This window comes from Staphylococcus simiae, assembly GCF_017357005.1.
In the GTDB taxonomy this organism is placed as follows: Bacteria; Bacillota; Bacilli; order Staphylococcales; family Staphylococcaceae; genus Staphylococcus; species Staphylococcus simiae_A.
Genome location: NZ_CP071589.1, coordinates 1037406 through 1055049 on the forward strand (window position 1 = coordinate 1037406; position 17644 = coordinate 1055049).

Here is a 17644-nt window from a genome sequence, read left to right on the forward strand (position 1 = left end):
GGCAATTAAATTTAAAAAGTGAGCAAAAAGTAATACATGATTCATTTTATCTGATATAATTTGCTCATCATAACAATAATTAAGGAGGATTGGCATTTATGGCAATCGTAAAAGTAACTGATGCAGATTTTGATTCAAAAGTTGAATCTGGTGTTAAATTAGTAGATTTTTGGGCAACTTGGTGTGGACCATGTAAAATGATCGCTCCAGTTTTAGAAGAATTAGCAACTGATTATGAAGGTAAAGCTGATATTTTAAAATTAGACGTTGATGAAAATCCATCAACAGCAGCTAAATTTGAAGTAATGAGTATTCCAACTCTAATCGTTTTTAAAGACGGACAACCTGTAGACAAAGTAGTTGGTTTCCAACCAAAAGAAAACTTAGCTGAAGTATTAGATAAACACTTATAAGTTGAAGCATAAAGCGCTGGAGCATTCTTTATTGAATTGCTCCAGTTTTTATTGTCAAAAAGGATGGAAAGGAGGATATCATGGAAGACTACCAAAAAGAAATTAAGAATAAGTTAAATGTTGTACCAATGGAACCTGGATGCTATTTAATGAAAGATCGTAATGATCAAATTATATATGTTGGTAAGGCGAAGAAACTTCGTAATCGTTTGCGCTCTTATTTTACAGGTGCACATGACGCTAAAACAACAAGACTTGTCGGAGAAATTCGTAATTTTGAATTTATCGTTACTTCTAGCGAAACAGAATCGTTATTATTAGAGTTGAATTTAATTAAACAGTATCAACCAAGATACAATATATTATTAAAAGATGATAAGAGTTATCCATTTATTAAAATAACGAAAGAAAAATATCCCAGACTATTAGTAACGAGAACTGTTAAAAAGGGAAGCGGTAAATATTTTGGTCCTTATCCAAATGCTTATTCAGCTCAAGAGACAAAAAAGTTATTAGATCGAATTTATCCATTTAGAAAATGTGATCATATGCCAGATAAATTATGCTTATATTATCATATCGGTCAGTGTTTAGGTCCTTGTGTTTATGATGTTGATTTAGCAGAGTATGCACAAATGACTAAAGAAATTACAGATTTTCTTAATGGTGAAGATAAAACAATATTAAAAAACTTAGAGCAAAAAATGTTATCTGCTAGTGAAGAACTAGATTTTGAGCGTGCTAAAGAATATAGAGATTTGATACAACATATTCATAACTTAACCAATAAACAAAAAGTTATGTCAACCGATAAAACAATTAGAGATGTCTTTGGCTACAGTGTTGATAAAGGTTGGATGTGTATCCAAGTATTTTTCATTAGACAAGGTAATATGATTAAAAGAGATACAACGATGATTCCTTTGCAACAGACAGAGGAAGAAGAGTTTTATACTTTCATAGGACAATTTTATGCTTTGAACCAGCATATATTACCTAAAGAAGTACATGTACCTAAAAATTTAGATAAAGATATCATTCATTCAGTTGTTGATACTAAAATCGTACAACCAGTACGTGGTGCCAAAAAAGATATGGTTGATTTAGCTAACCATAACGCTGAAGTATCTTTAAATAATAAATTCGAATTGATTTCAAGAGATGAATCTCGAACTGTTAAAGCAATTGAAGAGTTGGGCGAACGAATGGGTATCCAAACGCCAATCAGAATTGAAGCTTTTGATAACTCGAATATTCAAGGGGTAGACCCAGTATCAGCAATGGTAAGTTTCGTTGACGGTAAGCCTGATAAGAAAAATTATCGAAAATATAAAATTAAAACAGTTACCGGACCAGATGATTATAAATCAATGCGAGAAGTTGTAAGACGTAGATACTCTAGAGTATTAAACGAAGGATTGCCATTACCTGACTTAATTATCGTTGATGGTGGTAAAGGACATATGAATGGTGTCATGGATGTTTTGGAAAATGAACTTGGTCTAGATATCCCTGTTGCTGGATTGCAAAAAAATGATAAACATCAAACTTCAGAGTTACTATATGGTAAGAGTGCAGAAATAGTACCGTTGAAGAAGAATAGCCAAGCTTTCTATTTATTACATCGTATTCAAGATGAAGTACACCGTTTTGCTATTACATTTCATAGACAAACAAGACAAAAAACTGGCTTAAAATCAGTACTTGATGATATCGAAGGTATTGGTAGTAAAAGAAAAACAGCACTTTTAAGAACATTTGGTTCAATTAAAAAGATGAAAGAAGCAAATATTGAAGATTTCAAAAAAATAGGCATACCAGAAAATGTTGCACAAAACCTTCAACAACAATTAAATAAATAAAAATCTGGGCATGAGAATCATTCTCATGCCCAAAAATATGATAAATAATGTTACAATGTTGTTAACAAAGTTATTTTTTTGAATGTGCGTGGAAGCGTTTTCTAAATGAGAAACTTTATCATTTGCAAGTAAATGTTAAATTAATAATAAATTTTACATTATTACACGCATAATTAGAATTATTTTCTAAAATATTTGTGCAAATGATATTGTAACAACACATGAAACGAATTCAATTTAGGGGTTAAACGTGCATCCATTAATAATAACTAAATATATTAATTAATCGTTCACAGGGGGGACTCCTTTTGGCTCAAACAAAAAATGAATATTACTTAAGACGAATTCATTCGTTATTAGGTATTATACCAATTGGTGCATTCTTGGTTGTTCACTTATTAGTGAATCATCAAGCAACACAAGGTGCTGAAGCATTTAATAAAGCATCAAGTTTTATGGAATCATTACCATTCCTTATCGTAGTAGAATTTTTATTCATCTACATTCCGTTGTTATATCATGGTTTATTCGGACTGCATATCGCATTTACAGCTAAAGAAAACGTTGGGCATTATTCATTGTTTAGAAATTGGATGTTCTTATTCCAACGTATTAGTGGTGTTTTAGCGTTTATTTTTATCGGAGTACATTTATGGCAAACACGCTTACAAAAAGCATTTTTTGGTAAAGAGGTTGACTACGATATGATGCATCAAACGTTACAAAGTCCAGTTTGGGCAATCATTTATATTATTTGCATTATTGCAGTAGTATTCCATTTTTCTAATGGATTATGGTCATTCTTAGTGACTTGGGGCGTATTACAATCTCCAAAATCACAACGTGTTTTTACATGGGTATCATTAATCGTATTTTTAGTTATTTCATATATAGGTGTAACAGCAATTATTGCCTTTATGTAATACGTCTCATATATCAATTTTAAAGTTTTAAAAATTTAGGGGAGTGACTTTTTTATGGCAGAGAAACATCTTATTGTTGTCGGTGGTGGCTTAGCTGGTTTAATGGCAACAATTAAAGCGGCAGAAAAAGGTGCACATGTAGATTTATTTTCAGTTGTACCTGTTAAACGTTCGCACTCTGTATGTGCCCAAGGTGGCATTAATGGTGCAGTAAATACTAAAGGTGAAGGAGATTCTCCATGGATTCATTTTGATGATACTGTTTATGGAGGAGACTTTTTAGCAAATCAGCCACCAGTAAAAGCAATGACTGAGGCAGCACCTAAAATTATCCATTTACTTGATAGAATGGGCGTAATGTTTAATAGAACGAACGAAGGTTTATTAGATTTTAGACGTTTTGGTGGAACATTGCACCATAGAACAGCGTATGCTGGTGCAACGACAGGTCAACAATTGTTATATGCATTGGATGAACAAGTACGTTCTTTTGAAGTAGATGGCTTAGTGACGAAATATGAGGGTTGGGAATTTTTAGGTATAGTTAAAGATGAAGAAAATACAGCTAGAGGAATTGTGGCACAGAACATGACTACAGCTGAAATTGATACATTTGGATCAGATGCTGTAATAATGGCGACTGGTGGGCCTGGTATTATCTTTGGTAAAACTACCAATTCAATGATTAACACTGGTTCAGCAGCTTCTATCGTTTATCAACAAGGTGCAATTTATGCCAATGGTGAATTTATTCAAATCCATCCAACTGCAATTCCTGGAGACGATAAACTACGTTTAATGAGTGAATCAGCTCGTGGTGAAGGTGGTAGAATCTGGACTTATAAAGATGGTAAACCTTGGTATTTCTTAGAAGAAAAGTATCCTGATTACGGTAACCTAGTTCCACGTGATATTGCTACACGTGAAATATTTGATGTTTGTATTAACCAAAAATTAGGTATTAATGGCGAAAACATGGTCTACCTTGACTTATCGCATAAAGATCCACATGAACTTGACGTTAAATTAGGTGGAATTATTGAAATTTATGAAAAATTTACTGGAGATGATCCACGTAAAGTTCCAATGAAAATTTTCCCAGCAGTTCACTATTCAATGGGTGGCTTATACGTTGATTATGATCAAATGACTAATATTAAAGGTTTATTTGCAGCAGGAGAATGTGATTTCTCACAACATGGTGGTAATAGATTAGGTGCAAACTCATTATTATCAGCAATATATGGTGGAACGGTTGCAGGACCAAACGCTATTGATTATATTTCTAATATTGAAAAGTCATATACTGACCTAGATGACAGTATATTTGAACAACGTAAACAAGAAGAACAAGAACGTTTCGATAAGTTATTGGCAATGCGTGGTACAGAAAATGCTTATAAATTACACCGTGAGTTAGGTGAAATAATGACGGCTAATGTAACTGTAGTACGTGAAAATGACAAATTGTTAGAAACAGATAAAAAAATTGTTGAATTAATGAAACGTTATGAAGATATTGATATGGAAGATACTCAAACTTGGAGTAACCAAGCAGTATTCTTCACTCGTCAATTATGGAATATGTTAGTACTTGCCCGTGTAATTACACTTGGTGCTTATAATCGTAATGAATCAAGAGGTGCGCATTACAAACCTGAATTCCCAGAACGTAATGACGAAGAATGGTTAAAAACAACAATGGCTTCATTTGAAGGTGCTTTTAACAAACCTAAATTCGAATATGAACCTGTTGATGTAAGTTTAATTCCACCTCGTAAACGTGATTACACTAGTAAGTCTAAAGGGGGTAAAAAGTAATGACTGAACAATCAGTACAAGACACTCCACAACAAGAACAACAAAATAACAACAAAAATAAAACTGTTAAATTAATAATTAAAAGACAAGATACTAGTGATTCTAAACCTTATGAAGAAACATTCGAAATTCCATATAGAGAAAATTTAAATGTAATTGCATGCCTAATGGAAATAAGACGTAATCCAGTCAATATTAATGGTGAGAAAACAACACCAGTTGTCTGGGATATGAACTGTTTAGAAGAAGTTTGTGGTGCTTGTTCAATGGTTATCAATGGTCGTGCTAGACAATCATGTTCAGCTATTGTAGACCAACTTGAACAGCCTATTCGTTTAGAACCTATGAGTACATTCCCGGTCATTCGTGACTTGCAAGTTGATCGTTCTAGAATGTTCGATAACTTAAAACGTATGAAAGCTTGGATACCAATTGATGGTACGTATGATTTAGGTCCTGGACCACGTATGCCTGAGAAAAAACGACAAACTGCTTATGAGTTATCTAAATGTATGACTTGTGGTGTTTGTTTAGAAGTTTGTCCTAATGTAACTGAAAAAAATAATTTTGTGGGTGCTCAAGCTATCTCACAAGTACGTTTGTTCAACTTACATCCAACAGGCTCAATGACCAAAGATGAACGTTTAGATGCCTTAATGGGTGCCGGTGGATTACAACAATGTGGTAACTCACAAAACTGTGTTAATGCATGTCCAAAAGGTATTCCTTTAACGACATCTATTGCAGCGATGAATAGAGAAACAACATTCCACATGTTCAAATCATTCTTTGGTTCAGATCATGAAGTAGAATAAGTAAATGTGATATTAAATTCCCTCAAGTTTGTGGCTTGAGGGAATTTTTTTATAGTATAGCACTCATTTATTATTGCTAAATATTAGTAAATTTTTCTGGTTCTTTATTTTTTCAGGACTGATAAATAAAAAGTGAATAGTTTAAAATATAAATTATATTGAAGCCGAGACTCCTGAGGTAGGGACCCAGCACAGAAAAATTCTGTCAACAGACTTTTTACAATAATGTGCAAGCTGGGCAAGGGACCCAGCACAGAAAAATTTTAAAAAGGATTACAGTTGACACTATTAGTGCAACTGCATAAGAACTAGTAAAGATTGTAAATCTAACTAGTTCTAAATGTGCAATACGGGCAAGGTTGGGCAAGAGCTACTAAAGATTAAATATCTAAGTAAAGGATTACAATTGGTTGCTAGCACAACAATTGCATAAGAGCTAGTAAAGATTGTAAATCTAACTAGCTCTAAATGTGGAAGATGGGGTGCGAAGCTTGAAAAAATAATTATGCATCAGTTCAATTTGGTAGAGAACCATTTTTCTATAGTATATAAAGTGATTGCTATGCATAATATTTAAAAATAAAAGAATAGTTATGTTAAAATTAATTTTAACTAATGATTAAGGATGACCAATTATGAATAAACCAATAGGTGTAATAGACTCAGGGGTTGGAGGTTTAACGGTCGCAAAAGAGATTATGCGACAATTACCCAATGAAACAATCTACTATTTAGGTGATATCGGTAGATGTCCGTATGGTCCTAGACCAGGCGAACAAGTTAAACAATTTACAGTAGAAATTGCTCAGAAATTAATGGAATTTGATATTAAAATGTTAGTCATTGCTTGTAATACAGCAACTGCTGTTGCGTTAGAGTATCTACAAACGTTACTACCTATACCAGTAATAGGGGTTATTGAACCTGGAGCAAGAACAGCCATTATGACGACTAGAAACAATAATGTTTTAGTATTAGGTACTGAAGGTACAATTAAATCAGAAGCTTATCGTACGCATATTAAACGTATCAATCCACATGTTGAAGTACATGGCGTAGCTTGTCCAGGTTTTGTACCATTGGTTGAACAAATGAGATACAATGATCCTACGATTACTAGTATCATTATCCACCAAACATTGAAACGTTGGAGAAATAGTAAAGCAGATACTGTCATTTTAGGCTGTACACATTATCCATTGTTATATAAGCCGATATATGATTATTTTGATGGTAAGAAAACTGTCATTTCTTCAGGTTTAGAAACGGCTAGAGAAGTGAGTGCATTGTTAACATTTAGCAATGAACATGCTAGCTATACGCAACATCCACAACATCGTTTCTTTGCAACGGGTAATACAACTCATATTACTAATATTATTAAAGAATGGTTGAATTTATCAGTAACTGTAGAACAAATTTCGGTATATGAATAGGAGAATAAAACATGAAAGATATTGTTATTGCGTCAAATAATCAAGGTAAGATTAATGATTTCAAAGTTATCTTTCCAGAATATAATGTGATTGGTATTTCAGAGTTGATTCCTAATTTTGATGTTGAAGAAACTGGTACAACATTTGAAGCTAATGCTAAATTGAAATCTGAAGCTGCAGCAAAAGCTTTGAATAAAACAGTTATAGCTGATGATAGTGGACTCGAAGTATTTGCATTAAATGGAGAGCCTGGAATATATTCAGCTCGATACGCTGGAGAAGAAAAAAGCGATGACGCTAATATCACTAAATTATTAGCAAATTTAGGTGATAATCCACATAGAGAAGCGCAATTTGTTTGTGTTATTAGTATGAGTGGACCAGACATAGAAACACAAACCTTTAAAGGAACAGTTGCTGGTGAAATCACGACTGACAAGCAAGGTGATAACGGCTTTGGATATGATCCGATTTTTTATGTTCCTAGTATAAAAAAAACAATGGCCCAATTGTCGAAAGAAGAAAAAGGACAAATCAGTCATAGAAGAAATGCTATTAATAAATTAAAAGCATATTTGAAGGATGGTCAACATGTCTAAATGGATTATAATTAGTGACAATCATAATGAGTCAGGGATATTATATGACATATATGAAATGCATAGTGATGCTGATGTTTTTATACATTTGGGTGATTCAGAATTTGAATATAATGATACCGAATTAAGTTTATATCATCGAGTAAAAGGTAATTGTGATTTTTATCCTGAATTTCCAATGGAAGAAATAATTGATGTGAATGGAATTAAAGCTTTTTATACTCACGGACATATGTATAGTGTGAATCAAACACGTCAATTATTAGCTGATAAAGCTAAAGAATTAAGTTGTCAATTCGCATTTTATGGACATACACATGTAGCAAAATATGAAAATATTGACGGCATACATGTCATCAATCCAGGAAGTATTTCACAGTCAAGAAGTTCAGAAGAAGAAACTTTCGCTGAGATAATGATAGACGACGACAACCAAACAGGAACAATCAATTTTAGAAATCGTAACAACAAAATTATTAGACACACTTCCTTCTGAAAGAAGGTTAGTGTGTCTTATGCATTTATGAGGCACGAATAAATGTAAACGAAAAGAACTTCCTTCTGAAAGAAGGTTAGTGTGTCTTATGCATTTATGAGGCACGAATAAATGTAAACGAAAAGAACTTCCTTCTGAAAGAAGGTTAGTGTGTCTTATAATCGCTAATATGTTTATCAAACCATTTATTAAGAAACAATTAATAAATAGTTAATGGTTATTATCATTTTTATCTTTTATTATATTTTTATCAAATATAGTAAGGATGGTATTAAAAATGATTAAAAAATATGCAACAAAAGCAATATTAAGTGCAACGATTATTGGTATATCAACAACAATTTTTAGTAATATTTCGCAGGCTCAACAACAACCACAATATAATAGTTATGCTAATAACTACCATAATAATACGTTAATAAAATTGAGTGAAGCTAAAAAAGCTGTTGCAGAATTCCAACGTAAAAGAACAATTGCTACACATCGAAAAGCTCAAAGAGCTGTTAACTTAGTACATTTTGATTATAAATATGAAAAGAAAAAACTTCAAAAACAAATTGATATCGTATTAAAATATAATATTTTAAAATAAAGTATCGTAATGTATAACAGAAAAGTTTAAATAAGCACTTAAAAGCTGAGACAGTAAAAATGTTTCAGCTTTTTTAGGTTCTTTTTTTTAGGACTGATAAATAAAAAAATAATTATGTATCAGTCCAATTTAGGATAGAACCCTTTTTTAATTCTATGATAAATAATTTTATTAATTTAATGAATGTGTTTTTAAATTATAAAAAAGGCCCTATCAATAAGATAGGGAAATTAGTTTAAAAACCTTTTCTTTTAACTTGTCTAAATACAAAAACTCCAAATATTACCAAATTAATAAATTGTAATGTTTTTAAAGTTAAGGATGAGAGTGGTAATACAAATATACCTAAAAAGAAATTTAAAGTAACAAAAATAAGTGTAATTGCCAATAGTATTTGTTGAGATTTTGGCATGTTATTTTCTTTGTTATTATTATTCATTTAACTATCCTCCATTTTAGAACCAATTTATCTTATATGATGGGTTATTAATAGACAAAAAAAGAATCCCAATATTATGGGATCCTTAATTTCGAAAAGTATTTTATTTTCGTATATTAGCGTCCTGGGAGGGATTCGAACCCCCGACCGATGGCTTAGAAGGCCATTGCTCTATCCAGCTGAGCTACCAGGACATCTTTAATAACACAAAACTAATTATAGCTAAATAAAATTGATTAAGCAATACCTTAATTATAAAAAATATTTATATTTTTCACTATTTTAGAGCATTTCAACTAAAAATAACTAATAGCATATCAATAAAATGTAAACAATTAAATTGCATTAATGACACTTTGGAATGCTTAACTGTTTAATTCTGGAATATATTGTACGAATTTGTATTGCAAAACACTTTCTATGAATTATCTATCCAATTGTATACGTTTTATTTTATAGTGTAAATAACAAATCGATAACATGTAATACAGTTATTAATCGTTTTGTTAAATAATCGAAGGATGAGGAGTGTTTTCAATGGAAGGTTTATTCAATGCAATTAAAGAAACAGTAACAGCAGCTATAAATAATGATGGTGCAAAATTAGGTACAAGCATTGTTGATATCGTTGAAAATGGTGTGGGTATCGTTTCTAAATTATTTGGTTTTTAAAATATGTAAGATAAATATATATTTGAAATGGAGAGATAACAATGACAAAATTAGCAGAAGCAATTGCAAGTACTGTACAAGCAGCACAACAACATGATAGCGCTAAGTTAGGAACTAGCATTGTTGATATCGTTTCTAATGGTGTTGGCTTGTTAGGTAAATTATTTGGATTTTAATATCTATTAATCTTCTTAAAAAATTGTTTTACAAGTAATCTATTCTGTGTTCAAAATTAATTATGATATATGACAACCATTTAAGGATTTTCTCGACCTTAAATGGTTGTTTTTTGTATTTAACTATTGATATCAAAATTATGATTAATTTGCTATGATAATGAATAAGTTAAAAAAGACAAAAGGGGAAATCATATTGACTTATCAATGTATATTATTAGATTTTGACGATACTATAGTAGATTTTTATGATGCAGAAGAACAAGGCTTTTTTCATATGACGCAACAATTTAATCATAATGCAACTATAGAAGACTTCCAACTATTTAAAAAAATAAACAAACAGCATTGGGAAGCTTTTCAACAAAATAAATTTACAAAAGAACAAATATTATCGCGTCGTTTTGAAATGTATTTTAATCATCATAATATGAAGGTCGATGGTAGGGAAGTAGATTTCTTGTATAGAGAAGGATTGGCTAAAGCTAACATAAAATATTTTGATAATACATTAGAAACTATTGCAGAGCTATCAAATAATCATAAGTTATACATTGTTACTAATGGAGTTACAGAAACGCAACAACGGAGATTACAACAAACACCTCTAGATAAATATATGGACGGTATTTTCATTTCTGAACAAACTGGTTCTCAAAAACCTAATAAAGCGTTTTTTGATTATGTGTTTAAAGATATAGGAGAGCATTATAGAGATAATTCGATTATAGTTGGAGATTCTCTTACTTCTGATATTTTAGGTGCTCAAAATGCAGGTATAGCAAGTTGTTGGTTTAATGTTAGAAATTTTGCCAATAATACTACGATACAACCTACATATGAAATAAATAATTTAAAACAATTAATCAATATTGTAAAATAATGCAAAAAGCAAACTAAGAAGTTATTAAGTTATCTTAGTTTGCTTTGATTCTAATATTATCTGTTGTTAGTAAGATTAATTTAATATTATTAGTTACTTTTAGGTTTCCATAATAAAACATCATGACCTTCAGGATTTTTTGCTTCGACATCTTCAAATCCATGATGTAAGAAAAAGTTTTTAGAATCATTTCTACCAATTGCTTTAATTGGCATATTGAAACTTTTAGCATAATCTATTAATTCAGTTGCGTAGCCCCTATGTTGATATTTTGGTAAAACTTCTAGTTTCCACAATAATAAGTAATCTTCGAATTCTGGAAAATAAATTTCTTCAACGTCGCCTTTTCTAAGTAGTGCCATACGTGCGCCAAGTTGCTCACCAACAAAGATACCATAAAAAGGTGAGTCTGAACTTGCATCAATAATTTGACCATTTAATTCATCAATCATGTATAAATCTTTATTACCAAATTCTCTAAAATTTTCAAAAAGCTCATCAGTTTTATAATTAATTTCGAGATGTTTTATATTACCCATTGTTTATCTCCCCTTTAATTTGATAACTATCTTTATTATAGCGTAAAGTATATGTAACTTTCATTCATTTATACCATGATGAGAGCAATTGTTTTGATAATTGAAATAAAACATAACATTATAAGCCGTAAAATTGTCATATTGAAGTATAGTCTTTATACTGTTATGTGTAATCGCGTACTGAAGGAGAAAAAACATGGACTGTAAAGTAATTAACTTAAATGAAAAAGATCAGTTTATACCTAAATTGGAAGCAGATGATCCACAGATTTCACAATTATATAAATATGATATGAATGCTGAACAAAGTTTTGAACAAAAAATGAATGCTACGAATAATGGAAGAGAGCAAGAACTTGCTAATATTATTCAGTCGTATATGAGAGATTTATCTATCACGACACAGCAACAACGAAATATTGAAAATTTAGCTAGTGGTAGTAAAGTTGTTATTGGAGGTCAACAAGCTGGCTTATTTGGTGGCCCTTTATATACGTTTCACAAAATCTTCTCTATTATAACTTTAGCTAATGAATTAAGTGAGAAGTATCATCAGCAAGTTATCCCTGTATTCTGGATAGCTGGAGAAGATCATGATTTTGATGAAGTTAATCATACGTTTGTTTATAATGAGCAAGATGCGTCATTACATAAAGTTAAATATCATACTATGGAAGCACTAGAAACAACAGTATCAAGATTTGTGCCAGAAAAAGAAGAGTTAAAACGTGCTTTAGTTGATATGTTTAAACAGTTTAAAGAGACTGAGCATAGTAAAAGTTTGTATGAATTATGTGTATCCATTATTGATAGCTATCATTCTTGGACAGATATGTTTAAAGCTTTACTTCACGAAGTTTTTAAAGATTATGGATTATTATTAGTTGATGCTCAATATGAACAGTTAAGGCAAATTGAAGGTCCAATGTTTGAACAAATAATTCAACAACATGATCAATTAGACGAAACTTTTAGAGCAACACAACAATTTATTCGAAATAAAGGTTTGGATTTAATGATTCAAACAGATACTAATGTACATTTGTTTCTACATGATGATGGGATGCGCCAACTAATTAATAAAGAAAATAGTAAATATGTTGTGACTAAATCTGGTAAGATGTTTGACAAGGAAGACTTACTAAATATAGCTCGCACTAGTCCACATTTATTATCAAACAATGTAGTAACTCGTCCATTAATGGAAGAATGGTTATTTAATACAGTTGCATTTGTTGGGGGACCAAGTGAAATTAAATATTGGGCGGAATTAAAAGAAGTATTTGAACTATTTAATGTAGATATGCCAATTGTAATGCCAAGGTTAAGAATGTCTTATTTATTGACGAGAACTGAAAAATTATTAAAACAGTATGATGTATCAATAGAAGATGTTCTGGTAAATGGTATCGATGATGATAGAAACAAGTTTATAAGAGAACAAGCATCAGAAACATTTATACAGCAAATTGAAAGTTTAAAACAGCAACAACAACAGCTTTATCAAGATTTATTTGATGAAGTAAGTAATAATCAACAAAATATAAATCTGCTCAATAAAAATGATGATATTCATCAATATCAATTTGACTATTTAATAAAGCGTTACTTGTTAAATATTGAAAGAGAAAATGATATTAGTATGAAACATTTTAGAGAAATTCAAGAAACACTCCATCCAATGGGTGGTTTGCAAGAAAGAGTGTGGAATCCATTGCAATTAATGAATGATTTTGGGATAGATGTGTTCAGTCCCTCCACCTATCCTCCACTTTCTTACACTTTGAAACATATTATTATAAAACCTTAGAGCACCAAGGGATTAACTCGATTTATCAATTTGATAAATCGGGTTTTTTTGACGTTTTATAAATAAAATTGATAAATTTTACATAAACAGTGGAGGATAGTGGGGAGATGTGGTAAATTATATATAAGGTGAGGTGATAAAAATGTTCATGGGAGAATACGATCATCAATTAGATACAAAAGGACGTATGATTATACCGTCCAAGTTTCGTTATGATTTAAATGAACGTTTTATTATCACTAGAGGCCTAGATAAATGTTTATTTGGTTATACTTTAGATGAATGGCAACAGATAGAAGAGAAAATGAAAACCTTACCTATGACAAAAAAAGACGCACGTAAGTTTATGCGTATGTTCTTCTCTGGTGCTGTTGAAGTAGAACTTGATAAACAAGGACGTATAAATATTCCTCAAAATTTGAGGAAGTACGCTAACTTAAATAAAGAATGTACAGTAATAGGTGTTTCAAATCGTATTGAGATTTGGGATAGAGAGACTTGGAATGATTTCTATGAAGAATCTGAAGAAAGTTTCGAAGATATTGCTGAAGATTTAATAGATTTTGATTTTTAATTGGAGGAATTGAAGTGTTTCATCATATTAGCGTAATGTTAAACGAAACCATTGATTATTTAAATGTTAAAGAAGATGGTGTGTACATTGACTGTACGCTAGGTGGAGCCGGACATGCCCTTTACTTATTAAATCAATTAAGTGACGAAGGAAAATTGATTGCAATTGATCAAGATCAAACAGCGATTGATAATGCTAAAGAAGTATTAAAAGATCATTTACATAAAGTGATTTTTGTACATAGTAATTTTCGTGAGCTTAAGAACATTTTAAATAATTTAAACATTGAAAAAGTAAATGGAATTTATTATGACCTTGGTGTCTCTAGTCCGCAATTAGATATACCAGAAAGAGGATTTAGTTATCATCACGATGCAACTTTAGATATGCGTATGGATCAAACACAATCATTAAGTGCATATGAAGTTGTTAATGAGTGGAGTTATGAAGCTTTAGTTAAAATATTTTATCGCTACGGTGAAGAGAAATTTTCTAAACAAGTAGCAAGAAGAATTGAAGCACATCGTGAACAACAACCGATAACAACCACTTTAGAATTGGTCGATATTATTAAAGAAGGGATACCAGCTAAAGCGAGAAGAAAAGGTGGTCATCCAGCGAAACGTATATTCCAAGCTTTAAGAATTGCAGTTAATGATGAATTAGCAGCATTCGAGGACTCGCTTGAACAAGCAATTGAATTAGTTGATGTAGGTGGAAGAATTTCAGTAATTACTTTCCATTCACTAGAAGATCGATTATGCAAACAAATGTTCCAAGAGTATGAAAAAGGTCCTGAAGTTCCAAGAGGATTACCAATCATTCCTGAAGAATATACACCGAAATTAAAACGTGTTAACCGTAAACCAATAACTGCAACTGATGAAGATTTAGATGATAACAATAGAGCGCGTAGTGCAAAGTTACGTGTAGCAGAAATACTTAAATAAGGAGTAATTAGCAATGGCTGTAGAAAAAGTATACCAACCATATGATGAACAAGTTTATACTAGTGTCCCACAGCAACAACCCCAAAGCAGACCTCAAAAGAAGACTGTTACCAAAAAGGTAGTTGTTCAATTAACGAGATTTGAGAAAATTTTATACATATCTTTAATAACTGTAATTGCTATGTTAAGTATTTATATGCTATCTTTAAAAATGGATGCGTACGATACGCGAGGAAAAATTGCAGATTTAGATTATAAAATAGAAAAACAATCAAGTGAAAATAGCGCTTTACAATCTGAAATTAAAAAAAATTCTTCTTATGAACGCATATACGAAAAGGCTAAGAAGCAAGGAATGAGCCTTGATAACGATAATGTAAAGGTAGTGCGTAGTAATGGCGAAGCAAAAAATTAAAATTAAGAAAAATAAAATAGGGGCAGTCCTACTTGTTGGTTTATTCGGACTGCTCTTTTTTATATTGATTTTAAGAATGTCATATATCATGATTACTGGACATTCAAATGGACAAAACTTAGTGATGAAAGCTAACGAAAAGTATTTAGTTAAAAATGCTGAACAACCTGAACGAGGTAAAATTTACGATCGTAATGGCAAAGTGTTAGCCGAAGATGTGGAACGGTATAAATTAGTTGCAGTTGTTGATAAAAAGGCGAGTGAGAATGCAAAGAAACCAAGGCATGTTGTTGATAAAGCTGAAACAGCTAAAAAATTAGCAAAAGTTATTGACATGAAACCTGAAGAAATTGAGAAACGGTTAAAACAAAAAAATGCTTTCCAAGTTGAATTTGGCCAGAAAGGAACAAATTTAACTTATCAAGATAAATTAAAAGTCGAAAAAATGAAATTACCTGGTATTACTTTATTACCTGAAACTGAAAGATTTTATCCTAATGGCAATTTCGCATCACATCTCATTGGTATGGCACAAAAAAATCCTGATACTGGAGAGTTACGAGGTGCACTTGGTGTTGAAAAAATATTTGATAGTTATTTAAGTGGTTCACAAGGGTCACTAAAATATATACATGATATATGGGGCTATATTGCACCTAACACTAAGAAAGAACAGCAACCAAAACGTGGTGACGATGTTCATTTAACAATAGATTCAAATATACAAGTGTTTGTTGAAGAAGCTTTAGATGGCATGGTTGAGCGTTATAATCCCAAAGATTTATTTGCTGTCGTCATGGATGCTAAAACAGGTGAAATATTAGCATATAGTCAACGACCAACATTTAATCCTGAAACAGGTAAAGATTTTGGTAAAAAGTGGGCTAATGATTTATATCAAACAACTTATGAACCTGGTTCAACATTTAAGTCATTCGGATTAGCAGCAGCGATACAAGAGGGCGAATTCAAACCAAATGAAAAATATAAATCCGGATATAGAGATATTATGGGATCGAGAATTTCTGACTGGAATAAAGTTGGTTGGGGAGAAATACCGATGACACTTGGATTCACTTATTCATCGAATACTTTAATGATGCATTTACAAGATTTAGTAGGTGCAGATAAAATGAAATCATGGTACGAAAGATTTGGTTTCGGAGAATCTACTAATGGCATGTTTGATGGTGAAGCTCCTGGGAAAATTGCTTGGAGTAATGAATTACAACAAAAAACATCATCCTTTGGTCAATCAACTACCGTTACACCAGCGCAAATGATTCAAGCGCAATCAGCATTTTTCAATAATGGTAATATGTTAAAACCATGGTTTGTTGACAGCATTAAAAACCCAGTTACTAAAAAAAGTTACTATAAAGGGGAAAAAACATATGCTGGTAAACCTATTACGAAAGATACAGCTGATAAAGTAGAAAAACAACTAGACTTAGTAGTCAATAGTGAGAAGAGTCATGCGGCAAACTATCGAGTAGATGGTTATGATATTGAAGGTAAGACTGGTACTGCACAAGTTGCAGATCCAGATGGTGGTGGATATGTTAAAGGTGCTAACCCTTATTTTGTAAGTTTCATGGGAGATGCACCTAAGAAAAATCCTAAAGTTATCGTTTATGCAGGTATGAGTTTAGCTCAAAAAAATGATACTGAAGCTTATGAAATGGGTGTAAGTAAAGCATTTAATCCTATTATGGAAAATACACTTAAATATTTAAATGTCGGTAAAGATAAAGATACCGCTTCAAAAGCTGATTATAGTAAAGTTCCGAATGTTGAAGGTTTAGATTTACAAAAAGCCAAAGATAGCGTTAATGCTAAAACTATCGACCCGGTTATCATAGGTTCTGGTAATCAAATTAAATCACAATCAGTGACTGCTGATACGAAAGTATTACCTCATAGTAAACTTCTATTGCTTACTGATGGAGATATCACTATGCCTGATATGACTGGTTGGACAAAAGAGGATGTAATTGCTTTTGAAAACCTTACTAGTATAGATGTAAAAATTAAAGGTAGTGGTTTTGTGTCACATCAATCAGTAACAAAAGGACAAAAAGTAAGCGATAAAGATAAATTAGAAGTAGAACTTTCAGCAGAGAATATAGACAGCAATACAGAAAGTAGTTCTGAAAGCACATCAGACAACAAACATAAATCTGGTAGTAGTTCTGACAAAGATAAGTCTGAATAATACTAATTGCTTAT

The 17644-nt window shown here is 31.5% G+C and carries 19 protein-coding genes and 1 tRNA gene; 17 read left to right on the forward strand and 3 right to left on the reverse strand.

All coding sequences use genetic code 11. From position 1 onward, the window contains the following. The first annotated feature begins 98 nt into the window (after positions 1–98). The 9 genes from trxA (at position 99) to J3R86_RS04750 (ending at position 8957) form a co-directional block, all read left to right on the forward strand. Positions 99–413, forward strand: a complete 315-nt coding sequence (gene trxA / locus J3R86_RS04710; protein ID WP_002462022.1) for a thioredoxin — start codon at positions 99–101, stop codon at positions 411–413. Positions 414–493: 80 nt separating this feature from the next. Continuing rightward, positions 494–2275: an excinuclease ABC subunit UvrC gene (gene uvrC, locus J3R86_RS04715; RefSeq protein WP_207518270.1), complete on the forward strand. Its 1782-nt coding sequence runs from the start codon at positions 494–496 to the stop codon at positions 2273–2275. A 308-nt stretch (positions 2276–2583) separates the two neighbouring features. Continuing rightward, positions 2584–3198 (forward strand): succinate dehydrogenase cytochrome b558 subunit, encoded by a 615-nt coding sequence (locus tag J3R86_RS04720; RefSeq protein WP_207518271.1) that lies wholly within the window; start codon positions 2584–2586, stop codon positions 3196–3198. Between the two features lie 54 nt (positions 3199–3252). Then, on the forward strand, positions 3253–5019 hold the full coding sequence (sdhA, locus tag J3R86_RS04725; protein WP_207518272.1) for a succinate dehydrogenase flavoprotein subunit: 1767 nt from the start codon (positions 3253–3255) through the stop codon (positions 5017–5019). Further along, positions 5019–5834, forward strand: coding sequence for a succinate dehydrogenase iron-sulfur subunit (sdhB, locus tag J3R86_RS04730; RefSeq protein WP_207518273.1), 816 nt, complete (start codon positions 5019–5021; stop codon positions 5832–5834). Before sdhA ends, sdhB begins: the two co-directional genes overlap by 1 nt. Before the next feature lie 635 nt (positions 5835–6469). Further along, positions 6470–7270 (forward strand): glutamate racemase, encoded by an 801-nt coding sequence (gene racE, locus J3R86_RS04735; protein ID WP_207518274.1) that lies wholly within the window; start codon positions 6470–6472, stop codon positions 7268–7270. An 11-nt stretch (positions 7271–7281) separates the two neighbouring features. Continuing rightward, positions 7282–7869 carry an XTP/dITP diphosphatase gene (locus J3R86_RS04740; RefSeq protein WP_207518275.1) on the forward strand — a complete coding sequence of 196 codons (588 nt, stop codon included), beginning with the start codon at positions 7282–7284 and terminating at the stop codon, positions 7867–7869. Next, complete coding sequence (locus J3R86_RS04745) at positions 7862–8365, forward strand: YfcE family phosphodiesterase (protein WP_207518276.1); 504 nt, start codon at positions 7862–7864, stop codon at positions 8363–8365. Before J3R86_RS04740 ends, J3R86_RS04745 begins: the two co-directional genes overlap by 8 nt. Positions 8366–8642: 277 nt before the next feature. Then, complete coding sequence (locus J3R86_RS04750; protein WP_207518277.1) at positions 8643–8957, forward strand: fibrinogen-binding protein; 315 nt, start codon at positions 8643–8645, stop codon at positions 8955–8957. A 235-nt stretch (positions 8958–9192) separates the two neighbouring features. On the opposite strand, the gene J3R86_RS04755 is transcribed toward J3R86_RS04750, so the two are convergent. Further along, a complete protein-coding gene (locus tag J3R86_RS04755) occupies positions 9193–9396 on the reverse strand; it encodes a hypothetical protein (RefSeq protein ID WP_207518278.1) in 204 nt (67 codons plus the stop codon). 120 nt (positions 9397–9516) lie between these two features. Further along, positions 9517–9590, reverse strand: a tRNA-Arg gene (locus J3R86_RS04760). 343 nt (positions 9591–9933) lie between these two features. Here J3R86_RS04760 and J3R86_RS04765 point away from each other — a divergent pair. From J3R86_RS04765 to J3R86_RS04775, 3 genes are all read left to right on the forward strand, one after another. Continuing rightward, complete coding sequence (locus J3R86_RS04765; protein WP_002465054.1) at positions 9934–10068, forward strand: beta-class phenol-soluble modulin; 135 nt, start codon at positions 9934–9936, stop codon at positions 10066–10068. Positions 10069–10109: 41 nt separating this feature from the next. After that, positions 10110–10244: a beta-class phenol-soluble modulin gene (locus J3R86_RS04770; RefSeq protein WP_207518279.1), complete on the forward strand. Its 135-nt coding sequence runs from the start codon at positions 10110–10112 to the stop codon at positions 10242–10244. 196 nt (positions 10245–10440) lie between these two features. Next, entirely contained in the window at positions 10441–11127 is a 687-nt protein-coding gene (locus tag J3R86_RS04775; protein ID WP_207518517.1) for a YjjG family noncanonical pyrimidine nucleotidase, read from the forward strand. Positions 11128–11216: 89 nt separating this feature from the next. Here J3R86_RS04775 and J3R86_RS04780 read toward each other — a convergent pair whose 3' ends face one another. Further along, on the reverse strand, positions 11217–11666 hold the full coding sequence (locus tag J3R86_RS04780) for an N-acetyltransferase (RefSeq protein WP_207518280.1): 450 nt from the start codon (positions 11664–11666) through the stop codon (positions 11217–11219). Between the two features lie 196 nt (positions 11667–11862). On the opposite strand from J3R86_RS04780, the gene bshC reads away from it, so the two are divergent. From bshC to J3R86_RS04805, 5 genes are all read left to right on the forward strand, one after another. Next, the gene (gene bshC, locus J3R86_RS04785; protein ID WP_207518281.1) at positions 11863–13476 is read left to right on the forward strand and encodes a bacillithiol biosynthesis cysteine-adding enzyme BshC; all 1614 of its coding nucleotides are present in this window, start codon (positions 11863–11865) and stop codon (positions 13474–13476) included. A 142-nt stretch (positions 13477–13618) separates the two neighbouring features. Beyond that, entirely contained in the window at positions 13619–14050 is a 432-nt protein-coding gene (gene mraZ / locus J3R86_RS04790; RefSeq protein WP_002465049.1) for a division/cell wall cluster transcriptional repressor MraZ, read from the forward strand. Positions 14051–14064: 14 nt separating this feature from the next. Beyond that, positions 14065–15000: a 16S rRNA (cytosine(1402)-N(4))-methyltransferase RsmH gene (gene rsmH / locus J3R86_RS04795; protein WP_207518282.1), complete on the forward strand. Its 936-nt coding sequence runs from the start codon at positions 14065–14067 to the stop codon at positions 14998–15000. A 13-nt stretch (positions 15001–15013) separates the two neighbouring features. Further along, positions 15014–15415, forward strand: coding sequence for a cell division protein FtsL (gene ftsL, locus J3R86_RS04800; RefSeq protein WP_207518283.1), 402 nt, complete (start codon positions 15014–15016; stop codon positions 15413–15415). Continuing rightward, positions 15396–17630 (forward strand): penicillin-binding protein, encoded by a 2235-nt coding sequence (locus J3R86_RS04805; protein WP_207518284.1) that lies wholly within the window; start codon positions 15396–15398, stop codon positions 17628–17630. The genes ftsL and J3R86_RS04805 overlap by 20 nt, the downstream gene beginning before the upstream one ends. Positions 17631–17644: the final 14 nt, after the last annotated feature.